The organism is Cyclobacterium qasimii M12-11B, assembly GCF_000427295.1.
Classification (GTDB): domain Bacteria; phylum Bacteroidota; class Bacteroidia; order Cytophagales; family Cyclobacteriaceae; genus Cyclobacterium; species Cyclobacterium qasimii.
In genome coordinates, this window is record NZ_ATNM01000131.1 from 15,954 (window position 1) to 41,412 (window position 25,459).

Sequence of the window (25,459 nt, forward strand, 5' to 3'; positions counted from 1 at the left end):
CAGACAATAATTCTGAATTCTAAGGATGAAAATCTCAAATCCAAAATAAACTTAAACCCATTAAATTTATGATTGCAATTGATTCTGAAATTCAAGCTAAAGATCTGAAATCAGCTTTGGATAAATTTTGGCAACTCTCTGCTGAGAAAATCTCCGCAATTGAAAAGGAATATCCCCAAAATCAAGGTTCACCGGTTTTTACCGTAGATGGGAAATATGCAACCAGAGGATGGACTGAATGGACACAGGGCTTTCAATTTGGGTCCTCCATATTGCAGTTTGATGCCACTGGCGAGAAAAGTTTTCTGGAAAAAGGAAAACTAAAAACGCATCAGTACATGGCGCCACATATCAGCCATACTGGTGTTCACGATCATGGCTTCAATAATGTCAGTACTTACGGCAATCTATTGAGGTTAATGGTAGAAGAGAAAATCCCATACGTAGAATGGGAAAAAAATTATTACGAGTTGGCATTGAAGATTTCTGGTGCTGTACAAGCCAGTAGATGGTCTCCAATCAAAGATGGTGGATACATGTATTCCTTTAATGGACCACATTCACTTTTTGTGGACACCATTCGTACTGTCAGGATTTTAATGTTAAGCCATAGCCTTGGTCACGTTCTTCAAGAAGAAAATGACAAAAAAGTAAACCTATTGGTAAGAGGCTTGCAACATGCGAAAGCTACGGCAGACTACTCTGTCTATTATGGAGAAGGAAGAGACCGCTACGACCTTTGGGGGCGAACTGCTCATGAGAGTGTCTTCAATACCAATGATGGCAATTACCGTTGTCCAAATTCTCAACAAGGTTATACAGGATTCTCAACATGGACGCGTGGATTGGCTTGGGCCATGTGTGGTTTTGCTGAGGAACTGGAATACCTTGAGACTTTATCAGATACTTCTCTTAAAGCCTTTGGTGATCCTGCCGAAATCAAAGCGTTTATGTTGAAAGCTGCCACTGCATCTTGTGATTTTTATATAGAACATACGCCAACGGATGGTATCCCTTACTGGGATACAGGAGCACCTAATCTTCATAAATTGGGAGATTACTTGTCCCGTCCAGCAGACCCTTATAATGATTTTGAACCGGTAGATAGTTCTGCAGCAGCCATTGGCGCACAAGGCTTATTGAGATTGGGTCATTACCTTAAGAAAAAGGGTGATTCCGAAAAAGGAGATAAGTATTGGAAAGCAGGCCTTACCGTATTAAAAACCTTATTGGGCGAACCTTATCTTAGTACAGATAAAAACCATCAAGGATTGATCCTGCACTCCATTTACCATGAGCCAAATGGTTGGGACAATGTACCTGCTGGACAAAAAATTGCTTGCAATGAATCCAGTATGTGGGGAGATTATCACGCCAGAGAATTGGCCCTATATGTTCAAAGAATCATAGATAAGGATACTTATTATACTTTCTTCAACTGTCTATCATGAGCGTAGAACCAATAAAAGACCTTAGCAAGCTCTGTATACATACGATTACAACAAAACCATGGAGCTTAGAAGAATCAGCTGAAAACTACGAAAGAGTAGGGGTGAAGGGCATCTCAGTTTGGCGTCAATACCTTGGAGGTAGAGACATTGTAGCTTCTGGAGACCGGTTAAGGAGTCATGGACTGGAAATTGTGTCCTTGGTAAGGGGAGGGTTTTTCCCTTCCGTTTCCCAAAAGACCCGTGACCAGGCCATTCAGGACAACTATGTTGCCATTGAAGAAGCAGCTGCACTAGGAGCTCCGATGATCGTATTGGTTTGTGGTGCAGACCCAGGCCAATCTTTGGTTAAATCACGTGAGCAAATCAGAGAAGGTATCGAAAAAGTGTTGCCTTTTGCCATTGAGCATGGGGTAAAGCTTGCCATTGAACCTTTGCACCCTATGTATGCTGACACCAGGTCGGCTGTCAATACCATGCGTCAGGCCAATGAAATGGCTGAAGCAATTGGGTCTGACCATGTAGGTGTAGCGGCTGATGTTTATCACCTTTGGTGGGATCCTGATTTGAGAGAGGAACTGCTAAGATGTGGACGAAATGAAAATCTTTATGCTTTTCATATTTGTGACTGGATGTGCCCAACTGTAGATTTCCTAAATGACCGAGGCTTGATGGGAGAAGGATGTATTGATATCCCTATCATTAGAGGATGGGCCGAGGAAGCAGGATTTTCTGGGTTTAACGAAGTGGAAATTTTTTCTGACAGGCATTGGGCTGGAGATCAGAAGGCGTTTTTAGACAAGATTGTAGAAAGTTATTATAAGAGTTAAAAAAATTAAAATGGAACACAAGGTAGGAATAATCATGAACGGTGTCACCGGAAGGATGGGTACCAATCAACATTTGATGCGTAGCATCGCAGAAATCATCAAACAAGGTGGCGTAAAATTAGACAATGGGGATACCATTATGCCCGACCCTGTTTTGGTAGGAAGAAATGAAGCGAAACTGAAAGCTTTAAGCAAGCGTTCTGGTGTGGCCAAATACACTACTGATTTGGACAGTGTCATGAATGATGACGAGTACAGCGTATACTTTGATGCCCAAACTACTGGTAGAAGAGCAGAAGCGGTTAAGCAGGCAGTAAAAGCAGGTAAACATATTTATTGCGAAAAACCAGTGGCTGTAGATACGGCAACAGCTTTGGAATTACATGAAATTTGTAAAGAAGCAGGTGTTAAAAATGGCGTAGTACAGGATAAACTTTGGTTACCTGGTTTAAGGAAACTTCAAAGACTAATTGAAAACGGATTCTTCGGAGAGATTCTTTCTGTAAGAGGTGAATTCGGCTATTGGGTATTTGAAGGACAATCAATACCTGCTCAAAGACCATCCTGGAATTATCGTAAAGAAGATGATGGTGGTATCATAGTGGATATGTTGTGCCATTGGAGATATGTTTTGGACAATATTTTCGGCAAAGTGAAAGCGGTATCTTGTTTAGGAGCCACGCATATTAAGGAACGTGTAGATGAGCAAGGTAAGCCTTATAAATGTACTGCAGATGATGCTGCTTATGCCACATTTGAACTAGAAGGAGGCGTTATTGCCCAGTTCAACTCTTCCTGGACTGTAAGGGTTAGAAGAGATGATCTACTAACTGTACAAGTGGATGGTACCAAAGGTTCTGCAGTTGCGGGTCTTAGAGAGTGCTACATCCAGCATTATGGCAATACGCCAAAGCCAGTATGGAATCCAGATATCGCGCAGCCGATTGAATTTTTTGAAGGATGGTCTAAAGTGCCTGAACAAGAGCCTATGGACAATGCCTTCAAAGTACAGTGGGAGTTGTTTTTAAAACATATCGTGACGGATTCTCCATTCCCTTGGGACATGATGGAAGGTGCTAAAGGTGTTCAGTTAGCCGAAAAAGGCTTAGAAAGCTGGGAACAAAGAGCCTGGTTGGATATCCCTGAACTATAAAAGATAAACCCATGAAAAGAGTAGCCTTAGTCACTGGGGGATCCCGAGGAATAGGATTAGGAATAGCAAAATGCCTGGCCAAGCAAGGTTTTGACTTGGCCATCAATGGCATGCGTAAGGAAGAGGATACCCTCTCCAGCCTTGAAGAATTGAAGGCTTTGGGAGCAGATGTACTTTATTGCCGAGGAGATGTTGGGAGTGCTGAAGAAAGACAGGGGATTATGGACAAGATCAAATCCCATTATGGTCGATTGAATGTTTTGGTCAATAATGCAGGTGTAGCACCCAAAGAGCGAAAAGACATTTTGGAGGCCACTGAAGAAAGCTTTGACTATGTGTTGAAAACCAACCTCAATTCAGCTTATTTCCTCTCTCAATTGGCAGCAAACTGGATGATTGAACAGAAAGGAAAAGAAGCCGATTTTGTTGGTTCCATCATCAATGTCTCTTCAATTTCTGCAACAGTTGCCTCAGTAAACAGAGGTGAATACTGTGTAGCGAAAGCTGGGATGAGTATGGCCACCCAATTGTTTGCAGTGAGGCTTGGGGAATATAACATCCCTGTATTTGAAGTTAGACCAGGAGTGATTGCAACAGACATGACCTCGGGTGTAAAAGAGAAATATGACAAGTTGATCGGTGAAGGGTTAATGGTTCAACCAAGGTGGGGCTTACCCGAAGACGTAGGTTTGGCGGTAACAGCTTTAGCTAAAGGTGATTTTCCTTATTCCACAGGTCAGGTGATCATGGTGGATGGTGGTTTGACGCTTCCTCGACTTTAAATTTTACTAAATGGCCGGAGTTTATTCCGGCCATTTGGCCTTTTAAATAAATTTTTGTTCAGAATCAACCAACAATTGTATATTGTCAATTAAAGGTATTAAACCCAATTCAAATGGAAAAAAAGAAATTATACTGGAAAATTTGTTGTTATGCAGCCGTTTTCTTATGCATCATAACCTATACCCCCCTAATCATTCCTCAAGGAGTGTCTAAACCAATGCTGGGAGGAATTCCTTACAGTCTTTGGACGAGTTTTATAATTACAGTGCTATTGGTTGTCATTACCTTTATAGGTACTAGGGTACATCCAGGCATGCAAAATGAGGAGGACGATATATGATTTTCTGGGTTTGGGTTTTTGGTCTGATTTACGCAGGCCTTTTGGTTTTTGCTTCTCTCAAGTCTTATAAGAAAGGGAGATCTTCTGAAGAATTTATGATGGCAGGCGGAAATATTGGCCTGTCTTTGGGGGTGCTGACGTTTGCTGCAGCACTTTTTAGCACATTTACATTCTTGGGAATGCCTGATTTCTTCCGTATCAACGGTATAGGAGCATGGATTTTCTTAGCGGTTTCGGATGGTGCGATGGTATTTGTATTGCTTTGGTTTGGTTACGAAATTCGTAAAAAAGTCAGAGGAATGGAATTTAGAGGTGTATCAGGGCTGATTTCACGTTGTTATGAAAACAAATTAGCAGGATATACTTTCTTTCTTAGTGCCTTTTTGTTTTTGATTCCTTATGTAGGGATTCAAATTCAAGGGATTGCTATATTTATGGATGCAGCATTTCCTGAATCTTTACCAGCCTGGGGTTGGTCTTTAGGTATCGTGTTAATCATGTTGACCTATAGTGAGATAGGTGGGTTAAAAGCGATTATCTTTAGTGATGCCATTCAAGGTGTGCTTTTGCTAGCCGTGATTTGGATCATAGGATGGGCTTGTCTTGATCACTTTGGTGGCATAGGACAAATGTTTGAAAAAGTAGGTTCTGTAAAAGAAGAATTACTTTCAACACCAGGACCAAAAGGATTGCTTACTCCTCAATTTCTGCTTGCTTCGCTAATCGCAATATTGATGATTCCTGTCACTCAACCTCAATTTACTACCAGGATTGTAGTAATGAAAAGTATGAAAACGATGAAATTGATGGCTGTATCATTGGGAGCATTTGCTATCTTGGTGATCATTCCAACTGTTTTTATCGGGATGTACGGAGCAGATCTGTATGGTGAGTATAGTAGTCAGGAGTTCTTTGCCATGGCATTTCTTAATGACCAACATGAGGCCGTTGCTGCGCTTGCCATTATTGGTTTGATAGCTGCAGGTTTGTCTACTACCAATGCAATGATTTTTGCAATGGGATCAGAATTAAGAGGGCTTCTTACAGGAGCTGAGAATGTGATTATGAAGCGAACAAAAATTGGGATATTCATTTTCTCAACCATTGCTTTTATTTTCTCAATCATTGTTTTCGATCAATTGGTATTGCTTGCAAGGGTAAGTTTTGCAGGTACAGGTATCATGGGGCCAATGATTTTACTAGGCATTTTGAGCGACAGAAAAATTTCACCAGTGATGATCTACTTGTCTTTAGGTGGGCTGGCGATATTCCTAATGTCTTTGGGAGGAATAATCCCTAATATGTATTTTGGAATCCGTCTAGACTTGTTGCTGTTTATTGTTCTTGGAATCTCCGCAGTAGGAAGTTACCTGAGCAGTGAAAAACGCATTGTTACTGACACTAAAGTCAATTAAGAATAAAAATTACAAATGGAACCTGAGGTTGATTGTTTAACAATCTAAGGTATCCAATCAGATTTTCATTGCGCCTCTGCTTTCTCAAAGCAGGGGCGTATTTGTTTCTGGATTTTATAAAGGCTGTCAAAGGAATTGATCCTAAAGAAAAAGCTTCAAAAAGTAGACTGATTAAAGGAATTACTAGTCTGCTTTTTGAAGCGTATTTACCTATAGTTAGGGATTAGTATTGAATTAGCATCAAATAATGTTCACCCATTTTTCACTGCTGGAAGATTGGAAAATGGCTTGTAGCACCTTCGTGTTTGCCTTGGTATTTTCCAAAGAAACAGGAACCTCTTTGTCTTCAAGAACCGCATTGGAAAAATCTATGGCCTGCTGGGTATATTGATTACTGATAGGCAATACAATCTTTTCAGCGTTGGCTTTAGAGAAGTCACCCTCATGAATATAAATTTCATTGGGTTGATCCGAAGGCGCATTGAAAGGAATCCTGATTTCCATAATTTTTTTCTCACCAAAGAAGAGCATCCGCTGATAAGCAGTCAGCTGTGTGCTAATGGTAAATGTCATTTGGATTTCATGAAAATCCAGTAGTACGGAGCCCACTTTATCGGTTCGGAACTGAGGGTCAAATTCCAGCATTGAGACCAGTCTGCCAGGCTCTTTATCTAGCACAAACCTGGATGTGAAAACAGGATAGCAACCAATGTCCCAAACGCCACCGCCTCCCATTTCCTCAATGTTCCGGATATTGTCTTTGTTGTCATTAAAATAACTGAAAAAGCCTTGAACTGCTTTTATCTTACCCAAATACCCACTTCTAACCAGTTCCCTGGCTTTCAACCACTGGGGGTTTGAAGCTACCATAAAGGCTTCACCTACTTTTACATTGAATTTGTCCCTTGCAGTAATTAGTCCATCTATCTCCTCGTTGTTCAATGCCATAGGTTTCTCACAAAGCACATGCTTTCCTGCCTCTATACACTTAAGTGTATAGGATACATGCATGTCATTTGGCAGTGGGTTATAAATGACATCTATCTCAGGGTCATTGATAAGTTCATCATAGGAGCCATAAGCTTTGGGAATTCCCAGGCTTTTCGCTGTTTCTTTAGCTCTGTCCAAGTTTCTGGAAGCGATGCCATAAATCTCATACAAATCACTATTTGCCATTGCAGGAATGACTTTTTCCCTGGCGATTTTGGCAGTACTAAGTACTCCCCACTTCAGCTTTTTTTTCATTGGTGTTCGAGTTTAAAGAAAATTTACAATTATTATCCCTTATTCTTGGGCTGTGTTTATTGAAGCAATTTAATATTATTGTCTTCCAATGCCAAAAGGAAGGCAGTCTTCTTTTTGATAAGGTTTATTATAATTTAAATACTTCGCATGCTTTTTTTTCAATAGCTGAAACACCAAAAATGGGAGTGAAAAGTGTCGATATGAACTACTTTAAAAGTCATTTTGGTGAAAAAGCCGCCATTAAAGGGATGTGTTCAGTCAATCCTTTACCAACTTTTAAAGAGGTAGGCTAAGTACGAAAAACGCATTTCTCTCAGTGAAAATTTGATTTTTTTGATATTAATGTTTAAATATGTGAATTGTAATAAATATTTAAAAAATACGAGTTGGCACACTAATTATTAATTGGTAGCTATCTCCTTGGAAAATAAGTTTTCAAGTTTTTCATTCAGGTATTTCTCTACATTTGTGCTTTAAAGTAGCGATTCAAAATCGAACAAATGTTGCGCTGATATATAATAGCACTTAACGAATCATCAAAGATTATTTTTATTTTTCCCCTCCATAAAGGTTTCACGATCCATGGAGGGGTTTTTTGTGTAAACGCACTAAAAAAATTGTTAAAAACTCATTTTATCGAAAAATACAGACGCATGAAAATTGAACACATCGCTTTTAATGTAAAACATCCCTTAGCCGTATCAGATTGGTATGAAGAGCATTTAGGTATGACAGTGGTTAAAAAAATGACCACCTCTCCCTACATGACCTTTTTGGCGGACAACAGTGGGAGAACAATGATTGAATTGTACAACAACCCTGATGCTGAAATATTGGATTATGCTAATTTGAATCCATTAATGGTGCATTTGGCTTTTGTATCTGAAAACCCAGAAGAGGAAAAGGAAAGAATGCAAAAAGCAGGAGCTGTATTAATAAGTGACGACACTTTAGAAGATGGTACCCGATTATTAATGATGAGAGACCCTTGGGGACTCGCTATCCAGTTCTGTAAAAGAGCCCATCCTATGTTGAAATAAGGCATTTTGATGCCTAATGCGGATCTCATTAATATTGTAAGGGAACCTGCCAGGAATAAAATCTGCGGGAAATGAACCACTAAATAAACAGTCGAATTGTACCTGTATTAAATTAAAGGATGATCTGTGTTTTCCCTTTATTAATAGGAGCGCTTATCTCCATGTTATCTGGCTGGCACTATTTTAGAATGGCGCCAGCTTTTTTTTGACTCGCATTACAAACGTATCCGCAGCCATTAATTTTTACTGAGTCAAATGGATTGCAGTCCACAGTCTTGACCTTGCTCCATTTTCTTTCGGTTTTGTAGCAGTTTTTAATTCAATCTGAACTTGACATTTTTGTGGCGCTTAATAAAAAGTAATATTTTTTCACTTTTTCAGGACAAAGAATAAAAAGCTATCGTAAGGACTAAGAACCCACTATCCAATTATTGAAATGAAAAGCAAATTACTGTTTCTACCGGATGTTTTATTGCTGTTGTTCATATGTATTGCTTGTGAGCGTCATGAGTTACGCCACACACAATTTAGAACGAATGGTGAAACGGTAATTTCCTCCAAAAAGACTGAAAAAAACATTTTCATGAGAGACAAGAATAACAATGAAATGGCTTGGGAAACCATAAAAGACAACCTTACCGAACATTTTGCTGGATTAAAAGCAAAGGTGTTGGAAGACTAGTTGGTGATTTTTTTATACTTCTTTTTAATAAAGGTAAGTGTTCGGCGCTTACCTTTTTTTGTTTCAAAAATCTTAGTAATTACCCATTCATGAAATCTATTATTTGAATTAAGGGTGTTTTTAATTACTTTGTTTCGTAATTAGATTGATTGGGCAAAAATTGAGTATGATCGGCCGGAAAAAAGCAATAGTTTACATATTAACATCCACGTTTATTTTAGGGTTATTATGGTGGGTAGTACGGGTAGTTCCTTTGGAAAATAAGCATAGGTATTTGCCAGAGGTATTGCTTGGAGAAAGGGTTGATTTCAATCATGACATTAGACCTATAATCAACAACAAATGCATTGCTTGTCACGGTGGCGTAAAGCGTTCTGGGGGATTCAGTTTGCTGTTTGAAGAAGAAGCTTTAGAAGCCAATGAGTCTGGAAAAAGGGCCATTGTACCTGGAAATGTGAATAAAAGTGAGCTAATGCAAAGGATTTCTCATAAAAATCCGGAGTACCGCATGCCTTTAGAATCCACGCCTCTTTCTGATGAAGAGATAGCTTTGTTTTCTCGTTGGATCAATCAAGGAGCACAGTGGGATGATCACTGGGCCTATAAAGCTCCTGAAAAACAAATTGTACCTGAAACCGATAATGAATGGATCAGGAATGATATAGACCGTTTTGTCCAAGCAAAATTAGAGGAAAAGCAGCTTAGCCCAAATCCTACTTCGGACAAGCAATCCTTGCTCCGAAGACTTAGTCTTGACATTACAGGGCTTCCTCCCACAATTACGGCTATGCAGGAATTCATCAATGACGGCTCTGATAATGCCTACGAAAAAGTAGTGGACAGCTTATTATCTTCGCCCGCATATGGGGAACGCTGGGCGGCCATGTGGATGGACTTGGCAAGGTATGCTGATTCGAAAGGATATGAGGCAGACAGGGCCAGAGAAATCTGGAAATACAGAGACTGGTTGATCAATGCGTTCAATGAAAACCTTCCCTATGACCAGTTTGTCATTACACAATTGGCCGGGGACCTTATGCCATCTGCCACAGATCAGGATTTTATTGCGACAGCTTTCCACCGCAATACGATGAACAATGATGAAGGAGGCACAGACAATGAGGAGTTTCGGGTAGCAGCTGTGCTGGACCGGGTCAATACTACCTGGACGGTCTTGCAAGGGACTACAATGGAATGTGTTCAGTGCCACAGCCATCCCTATGATCCGATCAGACACGAAGATTTTTTCCGAAGTCTGGCCTTTTTTAATCAAACAGCAGATGCTGATGTGCCTAGTGAAGCACCAGTGCTGATCTCCTACAAAGAAGATGAGGACTTAGAAAAGTTAGAACTGATAAAAAATTGGGCCAATGATCATGGTACTGATGCAAGAAACGGTCATTATTATGATCGCTTGCTGAGGTTGGGTGTTCCCAAATTGTATGCACATTATTTTTACCAAATGGATAAAGGCCTTCCTATTAAAGGAACAGCTACATTCAAGGTAGATCAGGAAGTATATTCATTTACAAAGAATTTGCCCTTTGAAGGAGAAGATAGGTTGGTTTTTAAAGCAAGAACAAATGGGAATGAGGGCAAGATTACTTTTCACCTCGACAGTATCAATGGGCAACAAATTGCCGAATGGAAAGTGAAAGCCAGGTTTAAAATAGAGTACGATGAGGAGGACAAAAAGGATGTCACCTATTACCTCAATGAGGTCATTACTTTGCCTATAAAAGCTGTGACAGGAGTTCATGATCTTTATATGGTTTGGGAAGGAAAGGAAGGAATCGAACAAACAAGTACTTTTGATTGGTTGATGCTTCATCATGGCCTGCCTGGAGAAAGGGATGAGAAATATTCGGAAGTGGAAGAAGCAATGTACGCGCTATTCAACTCCGAAAATGAAATGGAAGCTACACCAGTAATGGTTGATTTACCAGAAAATCAGCATAGGGTGTCAAGGGTCTTTGAGAAAGGGAGTTGGATGGTGCCAGGCGAGGAAGTAGAAGTAGGTGTCCCGGATATTTGGAATTCCTTCAATGATTATTCTAAAGACCGAATGGGGCTGGCCAAATGGTTGTTTGATGAGGAGAATCCACTTACTTCTCGTGTGATGGTCAATAGAATCTGGGAACAATTTTTTGGAAGAGGTATAGTTTCCTCTATGGAGGATTTTGGTTCCCAAGGTTTCGCACCTACCCATCCAGAGTTATTGGATTGGCTGGCGATTAAATTCAAGGATGATTTTAAATGGGACATAAAGAAATTAATGAAAGAGATTGTCATGTCGGCTACCTACAGACAGTCATCTCATTTCACTAAAGAGGGTACAGAAAAGGATGCTTTGAATGAATGGTTGGCAAGAGGTCCTAGGATTAGGTTAAATGCGGAGCAGGTAAGAGATCAGTCTTTGGCTGTTTCTGGTTTATTAAGTGGGAAAATGTTAGGCAAAAGTGTGATGCCTGAACAACCAGATGGGATCTGGCAGGTAGTGTACAGTGGAACAAAGTGGGAGACAAGTAAAGGAAGTGAAAAATACAGAAGGGCATTGTATACTTTTTGGCGAAGGACCAGTCCTTATCCGTCTATTATCTCCTTTGATGCACCAAGTAGGGAATTTTGTCTGCCCAAGAGGATAGCGACCAATACACCGCTTCAGGCTTTGGTGACCCTAAATGATCCGGTTTACCTTGATGCAGCCATTGCTTTGGGTAGGGAGGTTCTTTTGTCGTCGGATATTGATGAGGAAGAGCGACTTTCACTACTTTATAGCAAGGCGATGATAAAAGGGATAAGCGAAGAAAAACTGGAGGACCTTCAAAATATTTACCAGCAAACAATAACCTATTTTGAAAATAGCCCGGAGGAGATTTGTAAACTAACCGGAGAAGAGGATAAGGCCCTGGCTGTATATACAGTGATGGCCAATGTTATAATGAATTTGGACGAATTTCTGATGAAATCATGAGTAGAAGGATCGATTTAACCAATGAATACCAATACCGGGAAATGCAAAGCCGGACCAGAAGGCATTTTATCAAACAATGCACTACAGGTTTAGGGGGCATTGCCTTGGGAGGCTTATTGGGTTGCAATAGAAATGCCCCAGTAGATCCTGTGCCTGACCTGGAATCCTATATTCGTAAACAAGTACCACATTTTGCTCCCAGTGCCAAGAGGATTATTTACCTGCACATGGCAGGGGCCCCTTCACAGCTGGAGCTTTTTGATTACAAACCGGAATTGGCAAAACTGGATGGAAAGGACTGCCCTCAGTCACTTTTAGAAGGGAAGAAATTTGCTTTTATTCAGGGGGTTCCAAAAATGTTGGGGCCACAAGCGGCTTTCTCCCCAAGAGGAAATTCAGGCATGGTGGTTTCAGACAATTTGCCGCATTTCTCGTCCGTAGTGGATGATGTGACTTTAATCAAAACCATGCATACGGACCAATTTAATCATGCACCGGCACAATTGCTTTTGCAGACAGGCTCACCGCGCCTTGGCCGTCCAAGTATGGGGAGTTGGGTAACCTATGGCTTAGGCTCTGAAAATGAAGATTTACCCGGATTTATGGTTCTGGTTTCTGGTGGGAATACGCCTGATGCAGGGAAATCGGTCTGGGGAAGTGGTTTTTTACCGTCTGTCTATCAAGGGGTACAATGTCGCTCTGAAGGTGATCCAGTACTTTTTGTTTCCAATCCATCTGGGATAAATGGAAGCCTCCGTAAGCAGACCATTGATGCCATCAACGACATTAATGAAAAAGAATACAAAGAATTTGGAGACCCTGAAACCCTGACCAGAATCTCACAATATGAAATGGCCTACCGCATGCAAACTTCGGTACCAGAAGTGATGGATATCAATGATGAACCTGATTACATCCATGAAATGTATGGGACTGAACCGGGCAAAACTTCGTTTGCCAATAACTGTCTGCTTGCCAGAAGACTTGTAGAAAAGGGGGTTCGTTTTGTTCAGTTGTTCGATTGGGGCTGGGACATGCATGGAGTAGCAGAAAGGGAAGCATTGGACACTGGCTTGCCAATAAAATGTAAACCCATAGACAAAGCCATGACCGCATTGGTCAAAGACTTGAAACAAAGAGGTTTGTTGGATGATACCCTTGTTGTGTGGGGTGGAGAGTTTGGACGTACGCCTATGCAAGAGAATAGAGGAGGGAAAGAATGGCCTTATAAAGGTAGAGATCACCATACGGAAGCCTTCCCTGTGTGGATGGCTGGAGGTGGCGTAAAAGGTGGATTTACCCTTGGAGAAACCGACGAAATAGGTTATTATGGCATCAAGGATAAAGTACATGTCCATGATTTACAGGCAACAATTATGCATTTAATGGGTATGGATCATGAAAAATTCACCTATTTTGCGCAAGGAAGAGATTTTAGATTGACGGACGTGTCCGGTAAAGTAGTTAGTAAAGTTATCGCATAAGTTAAATGGAGCAAGGATCAGATATTATTATTTTCTTTGGCAGGTTTCACCCCCTGTTTTTACACTTACCAATAGGGTTTCTAGCCCTTGGATTTCTTATGGAATTGCTTTCCCGGAAGGATCAGTTTGCCCACCTGAAACCAGCTGTAGGATTTGTTTTGGCACTTGGAGCCCTATCTGCATTGGTGACAGCAGTTCTCGGCTTAATGCTGGCGCAAGCTGGTGATTATGGTGAAGACTTGCTTTTTATTCATAAATGGTCAGGAATATTATTGGTACTCTTTGCGTTTGCAGCCTGGTGGTTGCACTTCAAACGAGAAAAAAACCTACCCTCCAAATTCAAAGGGCTTACCTGGGGACACTTTCTGTAATGATGTTGCTTCTAGGTGGTGCGGGGCACTATGGGGGATCGCTGACACACGGCTCTACCTTTCTTACCCAGTACATGCCTGATACCATGAAAAAGTTGGCGGGTATTCCTGTAGAAGAAAAAGGACCGAAATTGATAGAGAACCTGGATGAGGCAGTTGTATATGTGGATATTATCCATCCCATCATGGAGCAGCGATGCAATTCCTGTCACAATGCCAGCAAAAAGAAGGGTGACTTACAGATGCATACTAAGGAAGCGCTTTTGAAGGGTGGAGAAAATGGCGCCATATTAGAACCTGGAAGTGCTGCGGAAAGTGAGCTGATCAAAAGGGTTCACCTGGAAGAAAATCATGACGACCATATGCCCCCCAAAGGGAAGTCTCAATTGACCGATGATCAGGTGCTTTTGCTTGAATGGTGGATCAATGAAGGAGCATCTTTCGATAAAAAAGTCGCGGAACTTCAGGCAGATGAGGAAGTGAAAACGGTATTGCTTACTTTATCTGACCCCAATGCAAACAAAAGCGCTGTAGAGATATTACTGGCAGAAGGTACAACTCCTTTTGACGAAGAAAAATTAAACGCTTATGTGAGTGAAGGCATTGCAATCAAGCGACTTTCAAATGAAGACAACTGGCTTCAGGTGACTTTGTACCGAAAAGATTCAGTAGATGCCTTACTTGGGAGATTGGCCACAGACTTTCCTGATCAGATTACATGGGTAGATGTTAAAGATACCCAATTGTCCGATGTAGGATTGGAGGCAGTAGGGAAATTCAAGAACCTTACCCGTTTAAGGGCTGAAAAAACAGCTGTCACAGATGCAGGATTGACCCATTTGGCAGGCTTGAGCTTTTTAGAATCGCTTAACCTTTATGGTACTAAAATTACGGATACAGGACTTGATCACCTGTCTAAATTACCGAACCTAAGACGCTTGTATGCCTGGGATACAGAGGTGAGTAAAGAAGGGGCTACCAAATTCATGGAGGAAGCAAGTCTAATAGAGGTCAATCTTGGATATGAAGTCAATATGATAGATTCTCTCACAGTAGAAGTCAAGCCGATTGCCGTGAGTAATTGATTTTACTCCTGTATTCATTTCCTGAAAAACAATAATCGTAGGTGTATTGATTACGGATAACGACAAATACCAAGCCCCCAATCCAGTTTAGGATTGGGGGCTTTTACATAGTGGTTCTTAGAGTAAGAAATGGGATGTTTATTACCTAATTTTGGGTTGAAATCGGATTGGCTTCAACATAATTCAATAATATGCTTTTTACATCTTCTACTGTTCCTGATTTCATCCCTCCATCAGTTGCTCCAGTAGCCCAATAGAGAACCATGCCTGCATCAGAGCAATCCCATTTGCCTTTTTGAAATTTAACTACATCATCTACTTCTGCTATTTTACCTAGCATCCATACCCACTGGATTCTGGGATCAGCGTGATTTTTTTGCCCAATCCCATTGTGCTAAATCCACCTTGAGGTTTGTGTTTTGGTCTGGAATACGAACTTCTTCTACCTCAAAATCCAATAGCTGTTTCCAGGTATAAAAATCCCCTGCATTGTCATTTGCCGGATGATGGGTAATAACCTTTACGAATTGGTGTTTATCACTGGCAGCAGCTTCCAAAGCAAGTCCTATAATGTCAGGTTCGCCAGCTTCAATGATCCACAATGGATTTTCGGCTGAAGACTCATTTATTGCTTTAGCCAAATCATTGACCGTTTCCCCTTGTTGCCAAAGGGCATCGAAAAATACCAGGGAATCATATCCTCCCCATTTACGGGCCGTAACATCGCAGGCTACTTGCATCAAATAGTGCCGCTCTCTTTCAGCCCTTTCAGAAATCCTTGAACCTCTAACCAAATCACAACTATGGGAATAATGCACCAATCTGTCTGTTAAACCTGTTGCACGCAACAGGGCCAAAGAAACAGCTGTTCCACCAAGATCATCCGGGTCGGGAGAATTGCCATCCGCCACAATTGCCATTCTTCCCAGTGGAGGAGAAATTACTATACTGGTTTTAGTATTGATACTTTGTAATGATTTTTCTTCAGCCCTATCTCTGTCTTTTGAACTTCCATTAATCGCATTATTTGGATTTATCCCTATATGGCCATCATCCCTTACTGAATTTTGTGCTTCTGCATTCATGCTTAAGCAGACCAAAAAATAGCGGAAAGAAAAATTACTCGCATTGTGATTGTCTTTTTGGGATTATTGGATGATGTATTTCACATCGCCAGCGGTTTCAAAATTCATCGATTGGTTCTTATCCGACTTTTTGGATGTGATTTGTAAAAATATCATTTAAAACCAAAAAATCTGCTTAAAACCAATGCTAGCAACCTGATTTCGAGTTAAAATGGGCCTAAATCTACTAAATCGTCACTACGTACCCTTTTTTGGGCTACTAAGTCTCTCGCTACTTCTAGTAAAGATATTTACTGCGGGACCAATGCTGCCTGATAAATGGTATAGAATTCAGGCTCCTGATCCAAAAGCTCAACATGCTGTCGCGCCCACAGCCGATTTTTACCATCCACATACGTAGGGGTAAAATTGGTGGGACAGAGGCCAACTTCGCTGTATATCCCTTTAGCTTCTCTCACAAGAAACTTTAAGGGGTTTAATCGGGCGTTGATTTCGTCCCATTCCTTTCTGCTAACAGTTTCCCGGGGTGGGGTAGCTTCAAGAGACAGGCCAGACCGGTAAAGGATCAGGTCTTTCTCATCCACCCTAAAATAGCTTTCTACTACACCTTTCCTAGGTTTTGGGGTGTCATAATCTTCACTTCCCCTAAATGGGTATCCCGGATTAAGGATAAAATCATCAAATGGGATACCTTCCACGGTTAATCCATTTTCGGCTTTGCTCAGGTCATGGGTATGAAATAAGGTGTCTGTGGCAAAAACAAAATGAATCTTGTCTTCATTTACCTGAAACATTGGCCTGATAAAATTAAAAGCTTTACCCTGTTTGTACCTGCTTTTGGGATGCAGGGGAGTAATGGGTACGTAGCCCCCTGAATCAAGGCTGATAAGGTCAAAGGTGTTGAAATGGTTGTAATAGTCCTCCTGATTTGTTGCGACTGGATGTTGGGCTCCTCCGGTAAAGGCAACTAGGTTGGTTTCATCGCCTATATTGACCTTATGCAAATGATCAAAGCCGGAGTAAGTCATACCTTGACCTGCATAGGGTTTTTGATGACTTTTAATATAATCAAAATCAAGGTTATATATCACCAGCTTTTGTCGCCCCATGACGACAATACTGTCTCCGACAAAAGTAGCGGAACAAGCGGTATTGCCATAGGAGCTGGGCGCATCGCCGGGTTGATCGAAGGTGGAAAGAACCTCCCCGTTTTTATCCGTGAGGATGAATTGATTTTGCCGGAATTCATGGAAAAGAAATAAATCTTTGGTGGAATGAACCGCATAAAGTGACAGGCTCCCCAGAAAATCCACCTGTACTGAATCTACTATTTCTAAAGCGTAGGAGGTAGCTGGTGCCTTATCTATTGCAGTGGGGCCACATGATAAGAGGTAATTGACCAGACACAGTTGTAGCAGGATTAATTTTTTCATACCATCGAATTTGGACTATTAAATTAATAATAAATTAGGTGAATCCAATTTGAATAGGAATGATATTCATTTTGTTGGAAGGAAGAAGCAAGTAGTCTCTGAGAATTCCCTCCTAATGGGATGTCCGGAAGTGTCCATTCTTTCCCATTTTTTCTACTGTCAATCATCTGCATTCCAATACGCCATTCTTTCACAGCTACTTACCTCTATGCTGTAAAAGTCAAATTCCTCGGTTACCTTTCCTTTAAGCAGATAGATTCCTCGGCCTTTTAAGGGTGTTTTTTTTACTACGGGAGGAAAGTGTACTGTGTCTATCCAATGCCCGTCTTTGTCTATAAAAGTGCCAAAATTCATGACATCCCCCTTAACGGTACGCGTGTACTTGACCGTGACCAGGTAGCCAACAAGTTGTACGCGCTTGCCAAGGAATTGCTTCATTTCCAATGCGGCAATTCCTGAAGTCTTCTGATCTTTTACCAAGTGGAAAGGGCTGATCAGCGGAAATTCCAATATTTCAAGTTGGTCGATAATCTCCTGCCTCAGGTCTAAATCTTCCAGAACAGGTGTCTCCAGCTCACGGAAACCAGCATTGGTAAATAAACGCTGACTTCCACCAACAGGGCTTTTTTTGCGGTGCATAATAAAATGGGCTTCCCAAAGATTCTCTTGTTTGCTCTTGCCTGTAAAGCGAAAGCAACCGATACGGATCAGGATCAGCACTTGCTCCAGGCTGATGTCTACCCTGGAGATAAAGTCAGTCAGTCCTGCATAGGGCCCAGCTTCTTGCCTTTCAGCCAATAGCCTGTTGGATGTTTCCTTTTGCAGGTATTTCATATGTACAAAGCCCAGGTAAACTGTTTTTCCCTTGATATTGGTGAAATAGTCACTTTCGTTCAGGTGTGGGGCCTGTACATCTGCTCCATTCATTCGCAGCTCGTGGATGTAGAATTCTGTATGATAAAATCCGCCAAAATTATTGATGACAGCCACCATGAATTCAAGTGGATAATGGGCCTTCAGGTACAGGCTTTGGTAGCTTTCTACGGCAAAAGATGCTGAATGTCCCTTGGCAAAGGAGTACCCAGCAAAACTTTCGATCTGATGCCATACTTCCCCTGTTACAGTTCCATCCCTGCCCATTTCCTTGCAGTTGCTAAAGAAGCGCTCTTTGACCCTTTGTATGGCTCCTTTAGAGCGGGATTTGCCACTCATTCCCCGGCGAAGAACATCTGCTTCACTCAGTGTGAGCCCCGCAAAATGGTGGGCTACTTTGATTACATCTTCCTGGTAGACCATAATACCATAAGTTTCAGGCATGATGTCTTTCAATACAGGATGGGCCCTTTCCCTACGGGCCGGATTAACATGTCTCAGAATGTATTCCCGCATCATGCCTGACCGGGCTACACCTGGCCGGATGATGGAACTGGCTGCTACCAGCTCCAGGTATTCATCGGCTTTCATTTTGGCGAGCAGCATGCGCATGGCGGGAGATTCAACATAGAATGCCCCGATGGTACGGCCTTCACGAAGGTGCGCTTTGATGCTGGGGTCTTTCTTAAAGGCAGCCACCTGACGAATATCCACTGTTTTTCCCTGATTTGTGTGGATCAGCTCCAGTGCACTTTTGATATGTCCAAGGCCCCTTTGGCTGAGAATGTCGAATTTATGCAACCCAATGTCTTCTGCCACATGCATGTCAAACTGGGAAGTAGCAAAGCCCTTGGGCGGCAACTCGGTAGCGGTGTAATAGTGTATAGGCTTGTGGGCAATCAGTATTCCACCAGCGTGGATGCTCAAATGGGAAGGCATGTTTCGGATCACTTTGGCGTATTGATAAATCAGTTTGCCGTATTGGTCGGGAATGTAATTGCTGCTCTCCAGCTTGTCCCCATGATAGATCAAAGATTCAATTTCTGACTTGGGTAGCCCAAAGACCTTTCCCAATTCCCTCAGTACGGAATTGTATTGAAAGGTGTTAAATGTTGCCAGCAGACAGACATGGTCCTGTTTGGGTTGGTTATAGGTATCGAATATATAATGGGTGATTTCATCTCGGTCTTTCCAGGAAAAATCAAGGTCAAAATCCGGTGGGTTTTCCCGGTAAAGGTTGATGAAACGTTCGAAATAGAGGTCCAACTCAATGGGGTCCACATCTGTGATGGCCAGGCAATAAGCCACAATACTGTTGGCTCCACTGCCCCGGCCTACATAGAAGAAGTTTTTGTGTTGCGCGAAATTGACAATGTCATAATTGATCAGAAAATAAGAAACAAAGCCTTTTTGCTGGATGATTTCCAGCTCTTTGATGATGCGCTTTTCCTTGATTTCATCCAGGTTGCCATAGCGGCGAATGGCTCCTTTGTAAGTTTCTTGCCGCAGGTAATCAAAATCCTCCCAATCAGACCCCAGAATATCCCGCCGGTTTTTTACGGCCTGAAAATAAAAGGAAAACTGGCACTGTTCCAGGAGCTTTTGAGAATTGTAAATCAGGTAACTGTGTCCTTCACAGCGCCCAACCATGTCGGCATAACCATAAAACCGATCCGTAGGATCCCCCTGCTCGCTAAGCGCAAGCTTGCTGAGCAGGGTATTTCCATCCATGGCCCGTAGCAGACGATGGGCATTGAAGGCCGTTTTGCTGGCAAAGGAAACCGGTTGCAAAAGCACCAGGCGTTCTTTGTATTTGGCCCATGGGCTGTAAGGGAGTCGGTTGAGTAAAGCAGGGCGTATGCCAAGGTATTCATTTTCCTTCAGGTCAAAGAAAGTTTCAGTAAAAGGGTAGATCACCACACTGTGGTCGAATGCCGGTGCCCTTTCGGGAAAAGGTAATTTGTTCATCAAGTGATGAGAGAGATATCTGTTCAGCTCATAAAAACCTTCCTGGTTTTTAGCCAGACCAATAAACTGCTGCTTGCTGCCATTGCGAAAATCTATTCCTATGACTGGATGAACGCCATTTTTCTGGGCCTCTCGGATAAAAGGAAACACCCCCGAACAGCTGTTGATATCTGTCAGGGCCAGGGCATCGAGTTTTTGCTTCTTGGCTTCCGCTACAAGCTGCTCAACAGAGAGTGTGCCGTACTTGAAGCTGTAGTGACTGTGGCAGTTAAGGTGCATTTTGTTTATATTATTAACATTTAATGGTTAATAATATAAACAAAACGAATTGATTTTAGGGATTTGGTAGGGAAATTTTTAACTCAGTAAAGGCAATACTGGGTATTTCCAACACAGGATGTATCTATTAAAATAGCCATTAAGCTGCTTTTTTATCTTTATTCTATTGGTGATTTATTTCCTAAATTTTTTTATTTAAACCCGGATTATGTAATAGGATTCGTGATGGCCTGTCCTGTGTTTACGGGAAGTGTTGCAATCGCAAAAAAAAATCAGGCTGTTTGGAGATTTTAGCATAGCACCGCTATGGTGAAATTGAAGACAGCAACGAAGTGGCTGATTTTGAAGCGATTTCAGCACGTAATAGATTGTCTATTGCATATTTCGGGTTTAATTGAATATGTATAAGAAAACCAGAATTGTAATACCCAAACCATCACTTCCTAATTTCAGTTCTATATTAATAGGAAAGAAATATTATTAATAGAAACGTTACTGGTTAAACGCTCCATTGTAAGTTTGGCTTTCTAAGTGATTTTATCCCTAGAAACACTGGATTGCCGTTCATTTCTTTTCCCCTGAATTGCTACGCTTCAGGACAGGCATTAATGAAAAGAAACGAACCAAAGAAAAATCTAGCCAAATCTAAACTCCCGCCCGCAAGGCCCAACGCCGCCTCGTAGTATTGGCCCGGCCACCGCACTCTAATATTAACGATTCCGTTATAAATTATTGCATCCTCATTGCGAACCCTTTTTTGGGTAGGTGCTGCATTGAGAAAGAGTGTGGCAATCTCATTACGTTGGAGATTCCTTCAGCTTTCTCGGCTCAAAGCCCTCTCTAAGCCTACCAATGATGTGTTTATAAAACTGAATTTGGTTCAGGTCATATGATAAATTAATTTCCGCCTTGTAGATTTTCGGCGTTAAGAAATTTGAGCAGGGATTAGCAAGGACACAGGCATGTTTGACCAAGGTTTATAGAATGAGTACTGGGGAAGTAAGTGGGCAAGTACAAGCCTAAAAATCAGGAGTTTGCCTGTGTGAGGGTAGCCTTAAATTTTAGCCAAAAAGATACTCAGCGGCGGGGTTTTCCCTGAAGTCTCAGGACAGGTTGGTTACTTTTTTGACCACTGATTTACTGCGTTTCAGGGCCTGCCCTGATTTACTGCGTTTCAGGGCAGGCCTGCAGCAAAAAAGTAACAAATGCAATAGTAAATATTTTGGCATAGATATAGGAAATTGAGATGCTGGGCATATTATTAATGTTTTTGGCAAAGGTAAAGGCATATTTAATATTTATCCGTTCATTTCTTTTCCCCTGAATTGCTACGCTTCAGGACAGGCATTGATGAAAAGAAACGAACCAAAGAAAAATCTAGCCAAATCTAAACTTCCGCCCGCAAGGCCCAACGCCGCCTCGTAGTTTTGGCCCGGCCACCGCGCTCTAATATTAACGATTCCGTTATAAATTGCTGCATCCTCATTGCGAACCCTTTTTTGGGTAGGTGCTGCATTGAGAAAGAGTGTGGCAATCTCATTACGTTGGAGATTCCTTCGGCCTTCTCGGCTCAAAGCCCTCTCTAAGCCTACCGATGATGATTTTCGGATGATATTGCGTATAAGCTTAAGTCAAGAATTACCTTGCCACCGGTTGGCCGTGAACTTCTATCCAGTCCAGTCTTGAGCAGGCTTTGGATTGGCCACCAGGCATCAAATCAGTAAAGCCAATTTCCTCTACATTCGATAAGTCTGGATCAGTTGCTGGACCCATGGCCACTATACCTGTAGGATCCAGGTGGTGCCAGTTAATGTCCTGGATATTGAATTCCCAGATGCGCCAGTCTTTAGAGGCGCTGGCAGACTGGTCACTTACCAGCCACTTGCCATCAGCCAGTTTCAGGGTAATCCTAAGTTCTCTTAGGCCGACTTGTTTGGAGCGAAATTTCACTTTGGCAAAACCTGTAAGGTCCACGTTTTGTTTACGGTGCTTTAGGCCAAGCATCCAGTTGCCCTCGCATAAACCTGACCAGATATAGAAAGGGTCATCGACAGGTTTTTCATGGTTGCTTTTTTTGATTACATCTTTCCCTGGTCCGTACAAATGAACGGTTAAATTCTCATTTTGAACATGGTTTTGGTTGACGGGTATTTCTGCGGGTGTTTCTTTCCAGTCTTCCCTAAAAAAGAGCTCGGGACGGTAGCTGCTTTGAGCGACGATGATTCCAGTAAATACAAGGTAAAAGCTGAGGGTTAGGAGAATTTGTTTCATGGGTGAATGGTTATTTTGATACGATGGCCCGGCCTTATTCTGCCAATGCCTTTAATGCAAGCAATTTACAGTTATTTCCCAAATAAGGGAAATAGGAGGTAAGGTGGAGAGGTTTTTTTACGGGTATGTTTCTAAGAAAATTCAATGTGTCCTTTGAGGAATAATACATGTTTGGTTGGAATGAGGTGCCGCTCCCTTGGAGCTCCCGATCAAAGACGGTACAATATTCTATAAAAATATTGCTCGTCTGGAGCATTAAAATTTCAAATTAATATCCGTAAATATTGTTTAAACTGTTATCTTAAGAGATCTATAAATTACTGGTTTTAAAATTTTAAGCGATTAGATTATGGAAAAACAAATTGAAGATGAAATTAATTTGATCTTGGATGAATGTCATGAAAATGGCATGATCCCTTTTTATGGAAGCATTCCCGATATTAGGGATAAAGCCATTACCCGTGCCGAAATTTTAGGCTTAATTAAGCGTAAGAATAAGGGTGCTTATGAACTTTCTATAGAAGGACTAAAAGTGCTTGACTTTGATGGGGGAGTTCGGGAATACCTAATGAATATTGAATCAAAAGAGGAGAAAGATGATTTGATAAGAGATCTTTCTATTAAGGATTTAAAAGGTAATATCTTCCAATTTAAATTGGCCAAGCTTTTCTTTGTTTTGAATGTAATTGCCTCATTTATTGCAGGTAATTTCGAATTGGTTTCAAAATGGTTTGATTTGATTCGATAGGGCTTAAACTTTTGTAGGATAATAATAACTTATGTCCAAAGCTCCGTAGGAGTTTTATTTTTGTAGGATTAAGTTATTGAATTATTGCTAGCTCCATAGGAGTGATACCTGAACTTTAACGAGATAGCGAATACCAATTGAAAAATTTATAAATTGGTAGACAATGCCAAGAGTTTTGGTGAAAATGTGAAATCATGACAGAATTTTGGGAGGAGAGCTTCAGGGACAAGCAATCCATGTGGGGCTTTACTCCGGCTGATGCTGCCCTCGATACGGTGAAATTGTTTAAGGAGCATGGACTTCATAATGTACTTGTTCCCGGCTTTGGCTATGGTCGAAATGCAAAGGTTTTTACAGATCATGGATTTGAGGTAACTGGTATAGAAATTTCAGAAACGGCAATTGCTATCGCGAAAAAGGAGTATGGAAGTCAAATAAAGGTTCACCATGGATCAGTAAGCGAAATGCCTTTTGACAATGAAACTTACGACGGGATCTTTTGCTACGCATTGATCCATTTGCTCGAGGAGAAAGACCGAGCCAAACTAATCGCTGATTGCTACAAGCAGCTCAGTGAAAATGGCTACATGGTTTTTGTGGTCATTTCTACAGAAGACAATGCTTATGGGAAGGGAAAAGCGATTAGTAAAGACAGGTTTTTGACCCGACATGGTGTTGAATTGTTCTTTTATAACCTAGATTCTGTAAACAATGAATTCGGGAGGTATGGACTGATTGATTCAATGGCAATACAAGAGCCTGCAAAAAATATAACAGATAAGCCCAGTCAAAAATTCTGGCAGATTGTATGCAAGAAAGCTGCTGTAGGTTAAAAGAAATTAATAATAGCACATGACCAAGGTGAAAATCGAGGATTTCTGTCCATCAAATAAAGAAGAATGGAGCAATTGGCTAGAACGCCATCACATAATAAAAGAGGCTGTATGGCTCATTGTTTATAAAAAGAAATCACCCACTCCAAACCTTACCTGGAGCGAATCTGTAGATGAAGCTTTGCGGTTTGGTTGGATAGATAGCCTGAAAAAGCCCATAGATGATGAAAAGTATAGACAATACTTCAGCAAAAGAAAGGCAAACAGTATCTGGTCTAAAACGAATAAAGATAAAATTGAAGCCTTATTAGAGAAAGACTTGATGTCGGAGGCCGGCTTGAAAACGGTTGAAATTGCCAAAAAAAATGGCTCATGGTCTATCTTGGATGCTGCTGAAACCCTGGAAGTGCCCATTGATTTAGCTAGTAAATTCAATGAATTCCCAGGGTCAAAGGACTTTTTTGATGGCCTAAGTAAATCTGGCAGGAAGAGCTTGTTAGTATGGATTTCGATGGCTAAAAGAGCAGAAACCAGAGAAAAAAGAGTATTGGAGATTGCAGAAAGTGCAGGCCAAAAACTAAAGCCTAAAGCCTTTAGATAGGGGATGAGCGAAATATAATAAATGATAACATGGCCGTTTTAACGGTAGGAGGGAATAAAAAAGGAACCCAAAATGAACAAAATATTTGATACTTACCGACCAGGTGGATTTGGAACGGTAAATAGTTATTTATTCGTGGAAAACCCAGTTGAACTAATCGATTTTCTGAAAGCTGCTTTTTATGCAGTAGAAATTAACCGCTCTACACACCCTCAAACAGGTAACATTGCCAACGTCATTCTGAAAATCGGTACTTCATGCTTTATGATCAGTCAAGCAAGTGGTGAATTTTTAAATATGCGGACGGCATTTTATTTATATGTCAACAATGTTGATGAAATCCACAAAAGAGCAGTCAATAATGGGGCAAAGGTGGAGTTCGAACCCTCAGATATGGACTATGGAGACAGGCAGTCTGGGGTAGTAGATCCTAGTGGAAATTATTGGTGGATCTCAAAACGTCTTATAGAAAAAGATTATCAAGAATAGAATATGAAAGACACAAGTCACCACGATGA

At 41.3% G+C, this 25,459-nt stretch carries 22 protein-coding genes; 16 read left to right on the forward strand and 6 right to left on the reverse strand.

Annotated elements, in window-relative coordinates:
* The first annotated feature begins 68 nt into the window (after positions 1 to 68).
* The 6 genes from ADICYQ_RS15340 (at position 69) to ADICYQ_RS15365 (ending at position 5,969) form a co-directional block, all read left to right on the forward strand.
* Positions 69 to 1,451 carry a glycoside hydrolase family 88 protein gene (locus ADICYQ_RS15340; protein ID WP_020892407.1) on the forward strand — a complete coding sequence of 461 codons (1,383 nt, stop codon included), beginning with the start codon at positions 69 to 71 and terminating at the stop codon, positions 1,449 to 1,451.
* Positions 1,448 to 2,278: a sugar phosphate isomerase/epimerase family protein gene (locus ADICYQ_RS15345; protein WP_020892408.1), complete on the forward strand. Its 831-nt coding sequence runs from the start codon at positions 1,448 to 1,450 to the stop codon at positions 2,276 to 2,278. Before ADICYQ_RS15340 ends, ADICYQ_RS15345 begins: the two co-directional genes overlap by 4 nt.
* A gap of 10 nt (positions 2,279 to 2,288) precedes the next feature.
* Positions 2,289 to 3,431 (forward strand): Gfo/Idh/MocA family protein, encoded by a 1,143-nt coding sequence (locus ADICYQ_RS15350; protein WP_040416577.1) that lies wholly within the window; start codon positions 2,289 to 2,291, stop codon positions 3,429 to 3,431.
* An 11-nt stretch (positions 3,432 to 3,442) separates the two neighbouring features.
* Positions 3,443 to 4,213, forward strand: coding sequence for a 3-ketoacyl-ACP reductase (locus ADICYQ_RS15355; RefSeq protein ID WP_020892410.1), 771 nt, complete (start codon positions 3,443 to 3,445; stop codon positions 4,211 to 4,213).
* Positions 4,214 to 4,326: 113 nt separating this feature from the next.
* Complete coding sequence (locus ADICYQ_RS15360; RefSeq protein WP_040416581.1) at positions 4,327 to 4,554, forward strand: hypothetical protein; 228 nt, start codon at positions 4,327 to 4,329, stop codon at positions 4,552 to 4,554.
* A complete protein-coding gene (locus ADICYQ_RS15365) occupies positions 4,551 to 5,969 on the forward strand; it encodes a sodium:solute symporter family protein (RefSeq protein WP_020892412.1) in 1,419 nt (472 codons plus the stop codon). The genes ADICYQ_RS15360 and ADICYQ_RS15365 overlap by 4 nt, the downstream gene beginning before the upstream one ends.
* A gap of 240 nt (positions 5,970 to 6,209) precedes the next feature.
* On the opposite strand, the gene ADICYQ_RS15370 is transcribed toward ADICYQ_RS15365, so the two are convergent.
* Complete coding sequence (locus ADICYQ_RS15370; RefSeq protein WP_020892414.1) at positions 6,210 to 7,214, reverse strand: Gfo/Idh/MocA family protein; 1,005 nt, start codon at positions 7,212 to 7,214, stop codon at positions 6,210 to 6,212.
* A 653-nt stretch (positions 7,215 to 7,867) separates the two neighbouring features.
* On the opposite strand from ADICYQ_RS15370, the gene ADICYQ_RS15380 reads away from it, so the two are divergent.
* The 6 genes from ADICYQ_RS15380 (at position 7,868) to ADICYQ_RS15400 (ending at position 14,850) form a co-directional block, all read left to right on the forward strand.
* Positions 7,868 to 8,254 (forward strand): VOC family protein, encoded by a 387-nt coding sequence (locus ADICYQ_RS15380; RefSeq protein WP_020892416.1) that lies wholly within the window; start codon positions 7,868 to 7,870, stop codon positions 8,252 to 8,254.
* A gap of 436 nt (positions 8,255 to 8,690) precedes the next feature.
* Complete coding sequence (locus ADICYQ_RS15385; RefSeq protein ID WP_020892417.1) at positions 8,691 to 8,936, forward strand: hypothetical protein; 246 nt, start codon at positions 8,691 to 8,693, stop codon at positions 8,934 to 8,936.
* A 166-nt stretch (positions 8,937 to 9,102) separates the two neighbouring features.
* Positions 9,103 to 11,910, forward strand: a complete 2,808-nt coding sequence (locus tag ADICYQ_RS15390) for a DUF1553 domain-containing protein (RefSeq protein WP_040416585.1) — start codon at positions 9,103 to 9,105, stop codon at positions 11,908 to 11,910.
* Positions 11,907 to 13,394 (forward strand): DUF1501 domain-containing protein, encoded by a 1,488-nt coding sequence (locus ADICYQ_RS15395; protein ID WP_020892419.1) that lies wholly within the window; start codon positions 11,907 to 11,909, stop codon positions 13,392 to 13,394. Before ADICYQ_RS15390 ends, ADICYQ_RS15395 begins: the two co-directional genes overlap by 4 nt.
* Before the next feature lie 5 nt (positions 13,395 to 13,399).
* Positions 13,400 to 13,765 carry a DUF2231 domain-containing protein gene (locus ADICYQ_RS28800; protein WP_020892420.1) on the forward strand — a complete coding sequence of 122 codons (366 nt, stop codon included), beginning with the start codon at positions 13,400 to 13,402 and terminating at the stop codon, positions 13,763 to 13,765.
* Positions 13,765 to 14,850: a c-type cytochrome domain-containing protein gene (locus tag ADICYQ_RS15400; RefSeq protein WP_235114714.1), complete on the forward strand. Its 1,086-nt coding sequence runs from the start codon at positions 13,765 to 13,767 to the stop codon at positions 14,848 to 14,850. Before ADICYQ_RS28800 ends, ADICYQ_RS15400 begins: the two co-directional genes overlap by 1 nt.
* A gap of 145 nt (positions 14,851 to 14,995) precedes the next feature.
* Here the strand turns inward: ADICYQ_RS15400 and ADICYQ_RS27770 are convergent, their stop codons facing one another.
* The 5 genes from ADICYQ_RS27770 to ADICYQ_RS15425 form a co-directional block, all read right to left on the reverse strand.
* The gene (locus ADICYQ_RS27770; RefSeq protein ID WP_020892422.1) at positions 14,996 to 15,190 is read right to left on the reverse strand and encodes a hypothetical protein; all 195 of its coding nucleotides are present in this window, start codon (positions 15,188 to 15,190) and stop codon (positions 14,996 to 14,998) included.
* A 22-nt stretch (positions 15,191 to 15,212) separates the two neighbouring features.
* Positions 15,213 to 15,935, reverse strand: a complete 723-nt coding sequence (locus ADICYQ_RS27775) for a hypothetical protein (RefSeq protein WP_020892423.1) — start codon at positions 15,933 to 15,935, stop codon at positions 15,213 to 15,215.
* 290 nt (positions 15,936 to 16,225) lie between these two features.
* Positions 16,226 to 17,368: a hypothetical protein gene (locus ADICYQ_RS15410; protein WP_040416588.1), complete on the reverse strand. Its 1,143-nt coding sequence runs from the start codon at positions 17,366 to 17,368 to the stop codon at positions 16,226 to 16,228.
* A gap of 159 nt (positions 17,369 to 17,527) precedes the next feature.
* Complete coding sequence (locus ADICYQ_RS15415; RefSeq protein ID WP_020892427.1) at positions 17,528 to 20,488, reverse strand: DNA polymerase III subunit alpha; 2,961 nt, start codon at positions 20,486 to 20,488, stop codon at positions 17,528 to 17,530.
* Between the two features lie 1,638 nt (positions 20,489 to 22,126).
* Entirely contained in the window at positions 22,127 to 22,759 is a 633-nt protein-coding gene (locus tag ADICYQ_RS15425) for a hypothetical protein (protein ID WP_020892429.1), read from the reverse strand.
* A 349-nt stretch (positions 22,760 to 23,108) separates the two neighbouring features.
* Between ADICYQ_RS15425 and ADICYQ_RS15430 the strand changes: the two genes are divergently transcribed.
* The 4 genes from ADICYQ_RS15430 to ADICYQ_RS15445 all read left to right on the forward strand — a co-directional run bounded on the left by ADICYQ_RS15430 (position 23,109) and on the right by ADICYQ_RS15445 (position 25,430).
* Positions 23,109 to 23,507 (forward strand): hypothetical protein, encoded by a 399-nt coding sequence (locus ADICYQ_RS15430; protein WP_020892431.1) that lies wholly within the window; start codon positions 23,109 to 23,111, stop codon positions 23,505 to 23,507.
* A 194-nt stretch (positions 23,508 to 23,701) separates the two neighbouring features.
* Positions 23,702 to 24,340, forward strand: coding sequence for a class I SAM-dependent methyltransferase (locus tag ADICYQ_RS15435; RefSeq protein ID WP_020892432.1), 639 nt, complete (start codon positions 23,702 to 23,704; stop codon positions 24,338 to 24,340).
* Between the two features lie 19 nt (positions 24,341 to 24,359).
* Entirely contained in the window at positions 24,360 to 24,941 is a 582-nt protein-coding gene (locus ADICYQ_RS15440) for a YdeI/OmpD-associated family protein (protein WP_020892433.1), read from the forward strand.
* 72 nt (positions 24,942 to 25,013) lie between these two features.
* Positions 25,014 to 25,430: a VOC family protein gene (locus tag ADICYQ_RS15445; protein WP_020892434.1), complete on the forward strand. Its 417-nt coding sequence runs from the start codon at positions 25,014 to 25,016 to the stop codon at positions 25,428 to 25,430.
* The last annotated feature ends 29 nt before the right edge of the window (positions 25,431 to 25,459 follow it).